The 14,257-nt window shown below is 54.6% G+C and carries 13 protein-coding genes; 2 read left to right on the top strand and 11 right to left on the bottom strand.

Translation table 11 applies throughout. The features are described 5' to 3' along the window. Nucleotides 1–5: 5 nt before the first annotated feature. From D7Z26_RS11210 to D7Z26_RS11170, 9 genes are all read right to left on the bottom strand, one after another. Nucleotides 6–251: an aspartyl-phosphate phosphatase Spo0E family protein gene (locus D7Z26_RS11210; protein WP_158602267.1), complete on the bottom strand. Its 246-nt coding sequence runs from the start codon at nucleotides 249–251 to the stop codon at nucleotides 6–8. Between the two features lie 99 nt (nucleotides 252–350). Further along, nucleotides 351–1,598 (bottom strand): aminotransferase class I/II-fold pyridoxal phosphate-dependent enzyme, encoded by a 1,248-nt coding sequence (locus tag D7Z26_RS11205; protein WP_120976890.1) that lies wholly within the window; start codon nucleotides 1,596–1,598, stop codon nucleotides 351–353. Nucleotides 1,599–1,653: 55 nt separating this feature from the next. Beyond that, on the bottom strand, nucleotides 1,654–2,145 hold the full coding sequence (locus D7Z26_RS11200; protein WP_120976888.1) for an Lrp/AsnC family transcriptional regulator: 492 nt from the start codon (nucleotides 2,143–2,145) through the stop codon (nucleotides 1,654–1,656). Between the two features lie 149 nt (nucleotides 2,146–2,294). Beyond that, nucleotides 2,295–2,657 (bottom strand): spore coat protein, encoded by a 363-nt coding sequence (locus D7Z26_RS11195; RefSeq protein WP_120976886.1) that lies wholly within the window; start codon nucleotides 2,655–2,657, stop codon nucleotides 2,295–2,297. 10 nt (nucleotides 2,658–2,667) lie between these two features. Further along, entirely contained in the window at nucleotides 2,668–2,892 is a 225-nt protein-coding gene (locus D7Z26_RS11190; RefSeq protein WP_120976884.1) for a hypothetical protein, read from the bottom strand. A gap of 144 nt (nucleotides 2,893–3,036) precedes the next feature. Then, nucleotides 3,037–3,954 (bottom strand): cysteine synthase A, encoded by a 918-nt coding sequence (gene cysK, locus D7Z26_RS11185; RefSeq protein ID WP_120976882.1) that lies wholly within the window; start codon nucleotides 3,952–3,954, stop codon nucleotides 3,037–3,039. After that, a complete protein-coding gene (locus tag D7Z26_RS11180) occupies nucleotides 3,951–4,502 on the bottom strand; it encodes a hypothetical protein (protein WP_120976880.1) in 552 nt (183 codons plus the stop codon). Before D7Z26_RS11180 ends, cysK begins: the two co-directional genes overlap by 4 nt. A 105-nt stretch (nucleotides 4,503–4,607) precedes the next feature. Further along, nucleotides 4,608–5,027, bottom strand: a complete 420-nt coding sequence (locus D7Z26_RS11175; protein WP_120976878.1) for a DUF350 domain-containing protein — start codon at nucleotides 5,025–5,027, stop codon at nucleotides 4,608–4,610. 16 nt (nucleotides 5,028–5,043) lie between these two features. Continuing rightward, nucleotides 5,044–7,407, bottom strand: coding sequence for an endonuclease MutS2 (locus D7Z26_RS11170; RefSeq protein ID WP_120977584.1), 2,364 nt, complete (start codon nucleotides 7,405–7,407; stop codon nucleotides 5,044–5,046). Nucleotides 7,408–7,522: 115 nt separating this feature from the next. Between D7Z26_RS11170 and D7Z26_RS11165 the strand changes: the two genes are divergently transcribed. Continuing rightward, complete coding sequence (locus tag D7Z26_RS11165) at nucleotides 7,523–7,882, top strand: phage holin family protein (RefSeq protein WP_120976876.1); 360 nt, start codon at nucleotides 7,523–7,525, stop codon at nucleotides 7,880–7,882. Between the two features lie 773 nt (nucleotides 7,883–8,655). Continuing rightward, nucleotides 8,656–9,039 carry a cupredoxin domain-containing protein gene (locus D7Z26_RS11160; RefSeq protein ID WP_120976875.1) on the top strand — a complete coding sequence of 128 codons (384 nt, stop codon included), beginning with the start codon at nucleotides 8,656–8,658 and terminating at the stop codon, nucleotides 9,037–9,039. 79 nt (nucleotides 9,040–9,118) lie between these two features. On the opposite strand, the gene zapA is transcribed toward D7Z26_RS11160, so the two are convergent. Both zapA and pheT read right to left on the bottom strand, forming a co-directional pair. Then, nucleotides 9,119–11,644: a cell division protein ZapA gene (gene zapA, locus D7Z26_RS11155; protein WP_120976873.1), complete on the bottom strand. Its 2,526-nt coding sequence runs from the start codon at nucleotides 11,642–11,644 to the stop codon at nucleotides 9,119–9,121. A 164-nt stretch (nucleotides 11,645–11,808) separates the two neighbouring features. Then, nucleotides 11,809–14,256: a phenylalanine--tRNA ligase subunit beta gene (gene pheT / locus D7Z26_RS11150; RefSeq protein ID WP_120976871.1), complete on the bottom strand. Its 2,448-nt coding sequence runs from the start codon at nucleotides 14,254–14,256 to the stop codon at nucleotides 11,809–11,811. Between the last annotated feature and the right edge of the window lies 1 nt (nucleotide 14,257).

Genomic DNA, 14,257 nt, shown 5'->3' with positions numbered 1-14,257 from the left:
GAATTTCACCGAACCTCCTCCCGACTCAAGAGAACCTGTTTCATATATTCGTTAATTTTCTGATCCAGTCGACGGCTAAGTTCCATCACGGAATCGGCGATGAAGGAATGCTCTTGCAGGAAAGTTTCCGTCATTTCCTTGCGCAGCCGGTCGATTTCTTCCGTCAAATCCGCCATCCGATTCGGTTTCAAAGAGATGATGGGTGTTTCGGCACGATTGGAAGATAAATATGGATGTTCTGCCGCGGCCATGTGACGCCCCCTTCTCATGTCGAAAATCGATACTCAGCGGGTTGAAAACCATGGTTATTATAGCAGAACATTTTGTAATTGAACATCTCTTTTGTAAAATTAACCGTCTTGTTCCAAAGATCTGAGAAATGTCCCAATTCGATCCAATGCTTCCGTCAATTGAGTTACCGATGTGGCGTAACAACAACGAAGGAAACCTTCCCCGCCTTTGCCGAACACATGGCCCGGAACCGCAGCTACGTTTGCTTCCAGAAGCAGCCGTTCCGCGAATTGCTCGGACGTCATTCCGGTCGCTTGAATCGAAGGAAACGCGTAAAAAGCGCCTTGCGGTTCATGGCATTCCAGTCCCATTTCGCGGAAGCCCTTCACAACGAGCCTGCGTCTCTGGTTGTAAGATTCCATCATGCGGTCTTTTTCTTCCATCCCGCTCTTGGTCAACGATTCGATCCCTGCGACTTGCGCCATAGTGGATGCGCACATGATCGTATATTGATGGATCTTCAGCATCGCGCTAATGATGTCGCGGTGTCCGCACGCGTATCCCAAACGCCAACCGGTCATCGCGAATGCTTTGGAGAAACCGCTGACGAGCAACGTCCGGTCTTTCATACCCGGAAGCGCGGCGAAGCTGACGTGCTTACCTCCGGTAAAAGTGAGTTCGGCGTAGATTTCGTCGGAAATGACGATCAGGTCGTGTTCCTCGACGATTTTGGCGATCGGGAGCATTTCCTCGTACGTCATGATTGCGCCGGTCGGATTGCTAGGATAACAAAGGATGAGTACTTTCGACTTCGGCGTGATCGCCGCCCTCAGGCTTTCTTCGGTCAGCTTAAACTGGTCCTTCGCGAAAGTCTCGATCCCGACGGGAATGCCGCCGAGCAAAGTCGTAATCGGCGAATAAGGAAGATAGCTCGGCTCGGGAACGAGAACTTCGTCTCCCGGCTCGATGAGTGCGCGCAGCGCCAGATCGATGCCTTCGCTGCCTCCGACCGTGACGATCATCTCGTTCGCCGGTTCGTATGTCAATTGAAATTGATTGGATAAGTACTGTCCGATCGACTCGCGAAGCTCTAGAAGTCCCGCGTTCGGGGAATATTGCGTTTTTCCTTTTTCCAGGGAGTGGACGGCCGCATCTCTGACGCGCCACGGCGTAACGAAATCGGGCTCGCCGACGCCTAGCGAAATAATGTCTTTGTCTTTGCTGGCGTTTACCAAATCGAAGAAACGACGGATTCCCGACGGCGGAATCGCGCGCGCGTGGGCGGCCAAATAACTATTCATTCCGCCGCTCCGTTGCAGGGGTGCCTGTGCCTGAGGGACAAGCGGCTTTTCCTGGTCTTTTATCATCGGTCATCATCTCTTTCTTCGCGATTGGGCTCATAGATTTGCTTCTATTGGTAATTTAAGGCGATACAAGAAGGCGGTGATCGTCCTCGAACTCTTCGAAAATAATGCCGTCCTGTTTATATTTCTTAAGGATGAAAAAGCTCTTGGTGGAGATGACCGATTCAATGGTGGACAGCTTGTTGGATACGAAAGAAGCGACTTCTTTCAAGTTTTTTCCTTCGATTTCGACCAGCAGGTCGTAAGCGCCGGACATCAAGTAAACCGATTTTACTTCCGGATATAAGTAAATGCGTTCCGCGATGCTTTCGAAGCCGCGCCCTCTCTCGGGAGTGCACTCCACTTCGATTAGCGCCGTCACTTTCTCGTCGTCGACTTTGCTCCAATTCACGACTGTCGCGTACTTCACGATAACGTGGTCCTTTTCCATTTCCGCGATCGCGGCGGAGACGTCTTCTTCCTTGGCTCCGAGCATCGTAGCGATCGTCGCGGCGGACAAACGGGCATCTTCCTTAAGCAAATCCAAGATGCTTAATTTGAAATCGTTCATCATGATCCCTCCTGAATTACTCTTCATCATACATCAAATACAGGCTGCGTGAAAAGTTAAATAAGGCAACTTTCAAAAAATCCCCGCATCGGCTATGTCTGCCGATCGGGGAATGAAGAACGGGAATATCGAAGGCGCGGATCAGTCTGTTACTGGTAGGCCGGCATCGCATTACCGCTTGCCGAGGCTTGCGCCATATTCGCGTTCGCGGCTTGGGTTTGCTGCACGAACTGATTCGTTTGCTGTTGAATCTGCTGATATTGCTTTAATTGCTTGTCCACTTCCGGCTTGATGACGGGGGACGACGCGTTATACATATTGGCGCTTTGCATCGCCATATAGAGCTCGCCTTGCATCGTTAGCGTGGTGTTGAGCAGTTGCGTGAACATCTGACGGATTTCCGGACATACGGATTCGGTAGCCGCCGTGGCGTACTCCCTCGTAACGCGCTTCAGATCGGACAATACCGTATACGCCATGTCCGCTTCGGGTAAAATCGGTTGATTAAGCATATTGACCTCCTTAGGCTTGTGGCTGGGCAGGCGCCATCGACTGATGTTGCTGGACGGCGCTAAGCAAAGTGTTGTAATGCTGCGTATGAACGTCGATCATATGCGAGCAGGCTTGTTGAACTTGCACGTTCGTAATGGTAGCGGCCGCGATCGCGCACTGCTTGATCAATAAATCCTCGTTGGACATGGAATCGGCGATATATTCCAATTCTTTGCCGGTCATGGCTTGCATCATCTGCGGAAATCCCCTCCTGTTCAAGCGTTTGGCCATCGAGATCTAGTCTGCGATGAAGCCGAGCAGGTTATTCGCGCTTATATCGAAAAACGAGGGCAGTCCCGAAGATCATGTAGCTGATCTTCGGGACTGCCCTCGTTACATTCAGAAGATTCCCATGCTGAGATAACGTTCTCCCGTATCCGGAGCGATGCAGAGAACGCGTTTACCGGCTCCCAGCTTGCGGGCGACCCGCAGAGCCGCCCACACGGACGCACCGGAAGATGGACCCACCAGCAGGCCTTCCGATCTGGCCAGCCGTCTCGTCGTCTCTAGAGCGTCTTCGTCCGTCACTTGAATAATCTCGTCGTACACCGTTGTATTCAGAATGCTTGGCACGAAACCCGGGCTAGTCCCGACGAGCTTGTGCGGCCCGGGTTGGCCTCCGGACAGGACGGGAGAACCTGCTGGTTCGACTACCGCGACATGCAGGCCGGGAAGCTTCGCCTTAAGCGTTTCGCCCGTACCCGTAATCGTACCGCCGGTTCCAGCCGTTGCGACGAACGCGTCTAATCTTCCATCCATCTGCTCGAAAATTTCGATTGCGGTCGTCGAACGGTGAATATCCGGATTCGCGGCGTTCTCGAATTGATTGGGCATATAGCTGCCCGGATTTTCCTGCAATAACTCGCGCGCTTTGGCGATCGATCCCGGCATGCGTTCCGCGGCCGGGGTCAATACGACTTCCGCGCCGTATCCCCGAACAAGGGCGATACGTTCCGCTGTCATATTATCCGGCATGACCAGAATGAGGCGATATCCTTTGGCCGCCGCGTACATCGCCAAGCCGATGCCCGTGTTGCCGCTTGTCGGCTCCACGATCGTGCTGCCGGGGCCGATTATTCCGCGCGCTTCCGCGTCGATGAGCAAACCGGAGGCGGCGCGGTCTTTGACGCTTCCGCTCGGGTTCATTTTCTCCAGCTTTACGTATACTTCAGCGTCGTCCGGACCTGCTAGTCTCTGCAGCCGAATCGCCGGAGTGTCGCCGATCAGCTCGATGACCGATCGTACCATTCTCGTCATTTCTCGTTGCCCTCCGTGGGCTCCAAGCTTAAACGACGCACGACCTGGTGCCGATGCGCATCTCCCAAAATCTGTTGAACGGCGAAGCACGAAGGACATACATACATCGTCAGCGTAAACGGAGCTTCGATTACCGCATCTCCGCCCAACGTTTCGGACGTTCTATGCCGGAATTGATTGGCCGAGATCAGCAGTTCGCCGGATTCGACCATGTACTCCCTGCATACCGGGCATTCGGGCACTAATTCCTGCTCGTTCAGCAGTTGTTCGACCGTTTCCTCGAATTGCTGCAGCTCGTCGTTCGGTTCGACCAAAGTCTCCTCGTCGACCCAGCTCAGGTCCTCGTCATCGATCGAAATAACGGTAGCCTGATCCTCTCCCGCATCGTCTTCCTCGTCATCGTATTCATCCTCATCTTCGCCGATGTTCAGCTTAAGCGTACGGTAACCGTCAAGCTCGTTATCGCATACCGGACAATACTTTTCCGGCTCTTGGCCTTCTTCCTGAATAATCTCACTTTGGCACCATGGACAGATTACGACGGCCATATGATTTTTACGCCTCCCTCATCATGTAGATAACTCCGATAACTACGAACAGTACGGCCAACGCGAAAAGCGTGCCCCATAAATATTTCATTCCTTTGTCCTCCGTTATGTGACGGCAGCGCCAATAATATAAGAAAGCGAAACCGAGATCACCATCGCCAGTAATCCGACCGCGCGGTTATCCTTCTCGATCTCTTCGTCGATTCGGAACACCGGCGTCAAAAACTCGAATAAAAAGTAGGCCACCAACAGGAGCACGAAGCCTACCGCCGCCCATAATAAGCTATGATAGATCGAATCCTTGGCCTCGATGGAGAAGCGAAAAATATTGCATATTCCGAATATTTTTCCGCTTGTCGCCATGGCCACGGATAGATTGCCCTTACGAATCTCGCTCCAGCCGTCGTATTTCGTTACCCACTCGAATGCCGCGAGAAATACGATCAACGCCAATATTCCAACCGAGAAATACGCTATCATCGCCGGAAAAGGGTGAGACAATAAGGAATCTACCATTCCGTCCATGAGTGATGACCTCCCGTTAGTGAAGCTCGGCCACGGATACCCCCGCGCCGCCTTCCCCGAATTGGCCTAGCCGATAGCTCTTCACGTGCTTATGGCGTCGCAGGAATTCCTGAACTCCCGTTCGCAACGCTCCGGTTCCCTTACCATGGATAATGTACACTTGGCCGAGGTTGGACAGAAATGCTTCGTCTAGGAATCGATCTACTTCCATGATCGCCTCGTCCAGCATCATCCCTCGCAAATCCAACTCCGTGCGAACGTTCTCGTCACGAGAACGCTTGACGATCGTCGCCTGAGCGATCGGGGCTTTACTCGATGCGGACTTTCGCATCGGTTCAAGATCCGCTAAAGCTACTTTCATCTTGAGAATGCCAAGCTGAACCATCGCTTCGGAGCCGCCGATCAATTCCACGACATGCCCCTTCTGGCCGCCCAGACTGAGCACTTTCACTTCATCTCCCGACTCGATCTTGCCCTGCTTGGCGCCGGAAGAACGATTCGGCTTCGCGACAGGCGACGGCACGGCGTCTTCCAACCTGCGCCGAGCTTCGATCAACTTGTGTTCCTTCACCGAAGCGCCCTCTTCCAAAGCCAGTCGACGAAGATCCCCAATGATTTCTTCCGCCTCGCGCTTCGCTTTGGAGATCGCTTGCCGCGCTTCCTCTCGCGCGTTCTCCAACAACTTCGCCTTTTGCTCTTGCAGCTTAAACCGTTCCTCTTCCATATCGGATTGCAATTTCTCCACTTCCCGGCGCATCCTCTCGGCGAGTTGACGTTCGGATTGAGCCTGCAGGCGATCTTGCTCCAAGGAAGCGATCATCGAATCGACTTTGAGCTCGTCTTCGCTTACCTCTCCGCGGGCATGGTCGATAATGCTCTTCGGAAGTCCTAACCGTTCCGCGATCGCGAACGCGTTGCTTCGGCCCGGAACGCCGACGAGCAAACGATAAGTCGGCCGAAGCGTGGCCACGTCGAATTCCATGCTTGCGTTGATGATCCCTTCGCGATTGTACGCATAAGCTTTCAACTCGCTGTAATGCGTCGTCGCGATGAGCCGACACCCCAGCTTCTGCAGATGCTCCAGTATGGCGATCGCAAGCGCGGAGCCTTCCGCCGGATCCGTGCCCGCTCCTAATTCGTCGAGCAGGACGAGGCTTCTGCGCGTCACTTGGTTCAGCATCGAGATTAAATTCGTCATATGGCTCGAGAACGTGCTTAAGCTTTGTTCGATGCTTTGCTCGTCGCCGATATCGGCGTAGATGCCATCGAATACGCACAGCTTGCTTCCGTCTTCCGCGGGAATGAATAAACCGGACATCGCCATTAGGCTAAGCAGCCCGATCGTCTTCAAGGAGACGGTCTTACCGCCCGTGTTCGGTCCGGTCACGATGATCGAGGTGTACGTTTCCCCTAGCTCGATGTCGATCGGAACCGCTTGCTTGAACTCGATGAGGGGGTGACGGGCTTTATGCAGCAGCAGTTTGCCTTCGTCGTTCATTTCCGGAAGCGTCGCATGGAGCGCATGAGCCAGTGACGCCTTGGCGAAAATAAAATCGATCATCCCGAGGAGTTCCGCGTCGCCCGTCAACAAATCGGCGCGTTCTCCGACCTGTTCGGTCAGCTTGCGAAGAATGCGTTCCACTTCGTTCTGTTCCTTGATCTTAAGTTCCCGCAACTTGTTGTTCATCTGCACGACCGCTTCCGGCTCGATGAACAAAGTAGCTCCGCTTCCGGATTGATCGTGCACGATCCCCCCGAAATGCGCGCGGTACTCTTGTTTTACGGGAATGACGTACCTGTCGTTTCGCATCGTGATCAATGCGTCCTGCAACATTTTCTGCACGGATGAAGATCGGACTAAGCTTTCTAACTTCTCCCTCGCCCTGCCCGCGTTGATTCGAATATCCCTGCGGACCGAAGCCAGCTCGGGACTAGCCGAATCCAGCACTTCGCCTTGCTCGTCGATGCAGCGGCGGATATCGTCCTCCAACGCTTTGTAATCCGTTAACGGCTCGCACAAATCGGCTAGCAGCGGCAATGCGGTTTCTTCCCCGGCCAACGCGATAAACCGGTTAAGCCTGCGGGAACCCATAATGAATTGGGCAACTTCCATAAGTTCCGGCGGCTGCAGAATGCCTTGCAGCTTCGCCCGATACAGGGAAGAACGAATATCCGTTATTCCTCCGAAAGGAGCCGTGCCTTTCAGCGCGACCGCACGCGAAGCTTCATCGGTCGCAGCCAGTCGGCGTTGCACGACGGAAAGCTCGCGGGATGGGGAAAGCTTCTCCGCTTCTTCTCTGCCTAAGCTTGTCGAAGTCAGTCCGATCAGCCTCTGCACGATTTTATCGTATTCCAATGTATGTAAGGCCTTGTCGTTCACGGCGGAATTCATCTCCTTCGCCCTCTATTATAGCCGAATCGTTTGATCTTGCGAAACCTTCCACTCATACGGGTTTAAATCTAAGGGCACACTACCGGATAAGGAGGTCGATAAAATGAATTTTCTTGGAACAGTCGTTCGCTTTATCGTCTCGGCCATCGTATTAATGGTGGTGGGATGGTTGGTACCCCAGTTCTCCGTGGGAGGCTTCTGGAGCGCTCTCATGCTTGCGGTCGTAATCGCCGTTCTGGGGTGGGTTATCGAAGGGATTTTCGGCAAAAGGGTCACGCCGTTCGGCCGCGGCATCGTCGGGTTCCTATCGAGCGCGCTAGTGATCTGGTTAGCCCAATTCGTAGTGGGCCATGTTCACGTATCCGTAGTCGGCGCCCTAATGGCTGCGCTCGTAATCGGGATCATCGACTTGTTCATTCCCGTATCCACTCCTTATGAAGCGATGCACCGCCGCCGGGATTAAACGGGACTAAAAGATCTGGCTGGCGAGAAACGCGACGATATCCTTTTTTCCGTTCCGCGGAAGGGGTTGTCATCGCGTTTTTCGCGTTGATTGGTACGATCCGCCGAATTAAGGTTCTACCAGACCACTAACTATCCCGCATGAGCACGATCCGCAGAAATAAGGTTCCGTCAGACCACTAACTATCCCGCATGAGCCCCATCCGCCGAAATAAGGTTCTGACAGACCACTAACTATCCCGCATGAGCCCCATCCGCCGAAATAAGGTTCTGACAGACCACTAACTATCCCGCATGAGCCCCATCCGCCGAAATAAGGTTCTGGCAGACCACTAACTATCCCGCATGAGCCCCATCCGCCGAAATAAGGTTCTGACAGACCACTAACTATCCCGCATGAGCCCCATCCGCCGAAATAAGGTTCTACCAGACCACTAACTATCCCGCATGAGCACGATCCGCAGAAATAAGGTTCCGTCAGACCACTAACTATCCCGCATGAGCACGATCCGCCGAATAAGGTTCTGCCAGACCACTAACTACTCCGCATGAGCCCAATCCGCCGAAATAAGGTTCTTCCAGACCACTGTTGGTTTTTTCGGCAATGAGAGCCGGCGGGTCGCTGAAAGGAAGCTGCTGTTAATTTCATTTTTCCGCCACGGTTGGCTCGTTCCGCCTTACCTTACCTATGGTACAATATGGGCTGACGGGAGCTAATCTCGCTTGCGGGAGATTCGAAGCGTCCGTAAATCAAAAGTCCGGAGGGATAAGGAAATGCAAAGAAAACTCGCTTTACTACTTACGTTAACAGCATTGGTGCTGGCGCTAGCGGCATGCGGCGGCAACAAGAACGATACAGCATCGGAAAGTCCGGCCGGCTCGCCCGCCGAGGAAACGGCTTCGCAGGAAATCGTCATCAACGCGACGACATGGGCATTCGACAAAACCGAATACGATATGCCTAAAGACACGCCCGTTAAGCTGACGCTTAACAACACCAAAGGCGCTCACGGAATCGAAATCGTCGGACAGGGCATCGAAATTCGCGGCAATAAATCGAAAGTCGTCACTTTGCCTGCGGGCACGTATGAGATCCACTGCAGCATTATGTGCGGCAGCGGCCACAAGCAAATGATCTCGAAGCTTGTCGTAAGCTAATCGAATGATCGACAAAGCGGTTCGCCCGGCTCGAATGAGCGAAGGGCGAACCGCTTTTTTTGTCGTTCTTCGGTATGGCTTACGTGTGTTCCAGCAAATCGATCCACTCATTGTACTCGTTCTGAAGCTTCGCGTAGTCAACGCCCAGCGCATCGTGCTCCCGCTTCAACTCCGCTAGCTCGGATTCTAGACGTTCGCTCCGCTTCGCCAGCTCGCGCAATTCCTCTTGCGAAGCGGCTTCGACTTCCGCCTCGCGGGCTGGTGCTGCCGCCGCTTCCGCGAGCGCAGCCTCCAATTCTCGCTCTGCCCGTTCCGCGGCCGCGCGCAATGCCACGCCCGCATCGCTCAACTCGGCGATACGATCTTCCAACGCCGCCGCGCGATTGTCCGCGGCTATCCGATCTTGCTGCGCGGACGCGAGTCGAGCTTGCATTTCTTGCATCGAGTCGCTCCACGCTTTCTCCCATGCATCCCGCTCGCCGATTTGCCGCGCGAGCTCGTCGCGCTCTTGCTCGGCTTTCTCGATCGCCGCGGACAGCGCGCTTTGCCGCTCGGACGTCTGCTCTTCGACTTCCTGCAGCATTTCCTGCTGTTCGATGACGGTTCGGCGTTGATCTTCGGCGACTTTGGCCCAATGCTCCACGTCGCTTTCGAGCTGGCCGGTTATCCGTTTCCACTCGATTTCCTGAGTCGCCAACTTGTTTCGTTCGGTACTAATCGTCTCAAGCTCGGACTTCACCAGCTCGAGCTCCTCCGAATAAATGGCTTCGATATCGTTTGTTTCAGAGTTCGCTTTGTTTTTGATCTCTTGAATTTCTGCATCCTTCTTCTCGACGATGGACTTGAGTTCTGCCGTTCTCCGTTGATCCGACTGTTCCAGTTCGTTGATTCGCTTTAGATCCAGCTCTCGGATTTCGTCTGCTCTGGCATTTTCGGCTAATGCTAGATCTTCGGCGCGTCCGGCTTTCTCCGCGCGTAATTCAGCGGCCAGCGTTTCCAATTCGGCGGAATACGCTTCTAATTCTTCCGCATGCCTGCTCGATAATGTCTCAATCTCGGAAACGTGCACGCTAACTTGCTCCGATAGCCGAGTCAGCAGTTCTGCCCGCTCCACTTCGAATTGATCGACAAGCTCGGCGGTTTCCGTCTTGGCGTTCTCCAGCTCGCTAACCGCTTGAATGCGCATTTGCTCTAACTGTTGCTCGTTAAGAGCTTTGGCCGCTTCGAGCTCTTGCGCAGCTTGCGATTTCACCCGCTGGTACGCTTGGTTGGCTTCCGTCTTGATTCTTTGCAGCTCGTTCGCGGCTTGTTCTTTCAAGAGCGCAAGCTGGCGAGCGGATTCCGCCTGCAGCTGTTCGCGTTCCTTCTCCGCGTCCGACCCGGCGCTATCGAGCCGATCCTGTGCATCGATACGCTCCAGCTCTAACTGCTCCGCGGCCTTTGCGATCGCCTGTTCTAGCTCCAGCGCGGCTTGCGCCTGAACCGACTGCAACTGTTGCGCGGCATGTTCCTTCGCGCCTTCAAGCTCCACTGCCGCGATCGCTCGAACTTCCTCAACCTCCAACGTCGCGAAAGCTTTTGCTTCTTCCAATTCAAGAGTTGCCTGCGCTTGAGCCTGTTCGCGTTCTTGAACCGCTTGAAGCCGGACGCCTTCCAACTCTTGTGCAGCCTGCTTCTTCATGTTATCCAAATCCAGCGAGGCTTGAGTACGCACGCGCTCCAGCTCTCGAGCAACTTCTTCCGCTTGCTCTTGAGCCCTTCCCAGCTCTTCGCCCGCTATCGTCTGCGCTAGCTCCAGATCTTGCGCAGCTTGAGCCCGCATGTTTTCAAATTCATGGGCAGCCTGAGCACGTACGCTTTCCAATTCATGAGTAGCTTCCAAACGTACTTGATCTAGTTCTTGCGCCGCGTGAACTCGTTCTCTCGCCAGTTCTTCCGCGATTGTTTCTGCTTGCGCCTGTGCTTTCCCTAGCTCTTCCGCGGCTTGAGCTTTGGTTCTCGACAGCTCCTCGGCAGATTGCGCGAGCGAGCTTTCCAGCTCCCGCGCTGCCTGCGCCCTAACTTTCTCTAGTTCTTTTGTCGCTTGGGCGCGCGCAAGCCCTAGATCCTCTTCTGCCCGGTCCTGAAGCTTAGCCAACTCTTGGGCTGCCAGCGATTTCGCGGATGCCAAGCGTTGCTCGGACTGCGCCTTCAAAGTTTCGATTTCCTCAAGCGCAAGAGTCTGTACGGAGTTGAGTTCCTCTTCCGAGCGAGCCTTGACAGCCGCTAACTCTTCCTCGGCCGAGGCTCTTACGGAAGCCAGCTCCTGCACAGTATCCTCTTGAAGCCCTTCGAGTTCCTCGATCCGTTTCTTGTAACCGACTTCTTCCTTAAGCAGCTGCTCGCTTTCCCTGCGCACCCGCAGCAGCTCTTCTCCCATATTGACCGCGGCTAGCACCGCTAGCTTCGGCAGATCCAAGCGGGGCGACCCGCTATTGATTTTACTCATTTGCTCGTTGACCAGTGCGGCTACCCGTTTCATATACTCCGTGCTGGTGTGGCCCGTTAGCGTATATTGCGTTCCATATATGTCAACGGTCACACGCGTTTTGTCGTTAGCGTTCACAGCGTGATCCTCCCATTGCGTTCATTGTTATGTAACCTTATTGATGTCCATTCGTTCGCTTTTCGCATTCGAGAATTAAGATAGAAAAGCAGCGAACCATCTTCCGCCAAGCGGCGTCTTGATGTATTCGCTGCCTCTGAGCCCGTTTCCTGCCTGAGTTTTTGCTATTTACGAAGTTCCGCGCCGAAAGATTGTTCCAATTGAGTCAAAACCCGGTTATGGGTTTCGATAACTTCCTCGTCCGTCAACGTACGTTCCGCATGACGGTAGACGAGCGCTATCGCAATGCTCTTCTTATCGCTCGCAATCCGATCGCCCATATAGACGTCGAATACTTTCACGGACTCCAACAATTCGCCTGCGGAGGCTTCGATCGCCGCCGTCAAAGCGCCGCCTGTTACGTTGCGTTCGACCACGACCGCAATGTCCCTCTCGATAGCCGGATAACGCGGAAGCGTACGGTATTCGATGCGACGGTCCGCGTATTCGTAGATCGGCGCAAGCTCGATTTCGGCGACATAGGTATCGGGAAGATCGAATTCTCGCTGGACATCGGGATGCAGTTGACCGACGTAACCGATCGTTTCCGTACCGCGTTCCGTATGAATCCCGATCGACGCCGTACGTCCGGGATGGAAGCCTTCAGGCTGCGCGGCAAAGTAAGAGATCCGTCCGGCAAGCCCCAGACGTTCGAACGCTTTCTCCAAATAACCTTTCGCGTCGTAGAAGTCGACGGCTTCGGCCGTCCGGTTCCAACTTGCCGTGCGGCGGTTGCCGCTCAGCAGCAAGGACAGGCGAGGCTTCTCCTGCGGTAACCGCGTTAGAGCCTCCTCGTCCGTATGGTAAACGTTGCCGATCTCGAACAACGCGATATCGTTATTTTTGCGAGTAAGATTATAAGCGGCCGCTTCGATCAAGCTCGGCAATAGAGTCGTGCGCAGCACGCTCCGCTCTTCGCTCATCGGCATCGCAAGCGGAATCGGTTTCGCTTCGCCCGATAGCTCTCCGAATAATCCGGTGCGTTTCTCCGACGTTACGGAGTAGCATACCGCTTCGTGCACGCCCGCGCCCGTCAAGATCTGGCGCAGTTCTCTGCGTATTTCCTGCGACTTCGTCAGCTTGCCCGCCGTCGTCGGTCCTTCGATCAGCGTCGTCGGAATCTCGTCGTAGCCATGCAGGCGAGCGACTTCCTCGACGAGATCGACATCGCGGCTAATGTCTCCGCGACGAGAAGGTACCGTAACCAGCCAAGCGCCATCTCCCTTCGCTTCAGCCGGGAATTGCAGACGGGAGAGGATCGTCTTGACTTCCAAAGAAGAGAGCTCCGTCCCGAGCATTCCGTTCACGCGGTCGAGCGATAATTCCACTTGAACCGTCGCCGGCGAAGAAACTTCCGCCTCCGCGATTCCTTCGGTTACGTGTCCTCCCGCGTACCGAGCGATCAGCCCGGCCGCGCGATCGAGCGCCGAACGTACGCGGCCCGCGTCGACTTCCTTCTCGAAACGCGCCGAAGCTTCGGACCGCAAGCCCAGTTGACGCGAAGTGCGGCGAACCGTGCCTCCATCGAACTTCGCCGATTCCAACAAGATTTCCGTCGTCTCTTCGGACACTTCCGAATTCAAACCGCCCATTACGCCAGCTAGAGCGATCGCCTTCTCCGCGTCCGCGATCACCAGCATTTGCGGCTCGAGCTTGCGTTCTTGACCGTCAAGCGTGACTAGCGTTTCGCCTTCGCGAGCAAGGCGGACATCTACCTTGCCGCCGGCTACTTTCGCCGCGTCGAACGCATGTAGCGGCTGGCCGTACTCCAGCATGACATAATTCGTGATGTCCACGATGTTGTTGATCGGGCGAACTCCGGCGGCGATCAAGCGATTTTGTATCCATTGGGGAGCCGGAGCGATCTTGACTCCTTTGATGTAGCGAGCCGTATAGAGCGAGCAAAACTCATCCGCGGTAATTCCTACCCGTACATGGTCGGAAGTTACGTCGCTGGCCGGATGAATGTCTTTCTCCGGCTCCGGAAGCTCCAGAGGACGACCGGTCAATGCCGCGACCTCGTAAGCCACTCCAAGCATGCTCAAGCAATCCGAACGGTTAGGCGTCAGGTCCAATTCCAAAATGGAATCGTTCAAGGCAAGGACGTCCAGAATATCGCGCCCGATTTCGGTATCCGAAGGCAATACGAGAATGCCTTCTTGTTGTTCCTTAGGCAGCAGCTTGTCGTTGATTCCGAGCTCGCGCGCGGAACAGATCATGCCTTGCGACTCCACGCCGCGAAGCTTTGCCCGCTTAATGTCCAGTCCGCCGGGGAGCTTGGCGCCGACCATTGCGACCGGCACCTTCATGTCGGCACCGATATTCGCCGCTCCGCACACGATTTGCAGTTCCTCGCCGGTACCTACGTCTACTTTGCAGACGCTTAGCTTATCCGCATCCGGATGCTTCTCGCGCGAGGTCACGTAACCGACCACGACGCCGCTAACTCCCGCGTTGCGGGAAGGAACGGAGTCGATCTCGATTCCTCCGCGCGTCATCATTTCCGCCAATTGTTGAGCGTCAATGCCGCTCAGATCGATATAATCGGATAACCACCGATAAGATATGTTCATG

The sequence above is a fragment of the Cohnella endophytica genome (assembly GCF_003628305.1).
GTDB classification, from domain to species: Bacteria; Bacillota; Bacilli; order Paenibacillales; family Paenibacillaceae; genus Cohnella; species Cohnella endophytica.
Note: the sequence above shows the minus strand (reverse complement) of the source record. Positions and strands in the feature narration are given on the sequence as shown.

Bases quoted from the DNA above. Each gene is read 5' to 3' on its own strand.
- pheT (WP_120976871.1), bottom strand. From the start codon at position 14,256: ATGAACATATCTTATCGGTGGTTATCCGATTATATCGATCTGAGCGGC.
- D7Z26_RS11210 (WP_158602267.1), bottom strand. From the start codon at position 251: ATGGCCGCGGCAGAACATCCATATTTATCTTCCAATCGTGCCGAAACA.
- D7Z26_RS11200 (WP_120976888.1), bottom strand. From the start codon at position 2,145: ATGAACGATTTCAAATTAAGCATCTTGGATTTGCTTAAGGAAGATGCC.
- D7Z26_RS11175 (WP_120976878.1), bottom strand. From the start codon at position 5,027: ATGGACGGAATGGTAGATTCCTTATTGTCTCACCCTTTTCCGGCGATG.
- cysK (WP_120976882.1), bottom strand. From the start codon at position 3,954: ATGACGAGAATGGTACGATCGGTCATCGAGCTGATCGGCGACACTCCG.
- D7Z26_RS11195 (WP_120976886.1), bottom strand. From the start codon at position 2,657: ATGCTTAATCAACCGATTTTACCCGAAGCGGACATGGCGTATACGGTA.
- D7Z26_RS11180 (WP_120976880.1), bottom strand. From the start codon at position 4,502: ATGGCCGTCGTAATCTGTCCATGGTGCCAAAGTGAGATTATTCAGGAA.
- D7Z26_RS11165 (WP_120976876.1), top strand. From the start codon at position 7,523: ATGAATTTTCTTGGAACAGTCGTTCGCTTTATCGTCTCGGCCATCGTA.
- D7Z26_RS11205 (WP_120976890.1), bottom strand. From the start codon at position 1,598: ATGATAAAAGACCAGGAAAAGCCGCTTGTCCCTCAGGCACAGGCACCC.
- D7Z26_RS11160 (WP_120976875.1), top strand. From the start codon at position 8,656: ATGCAAAGAAAACTCGCTTTACTACTTACGTTAACAGCATTGGTGCTG.
- D7Z26_RS11190 (WP_120976884.1), bottom strand. From the start codon at position 2,892: ATGATGCAAGCCATGACCGGCAAAGAATTGGAATATATCGCCGATTCC.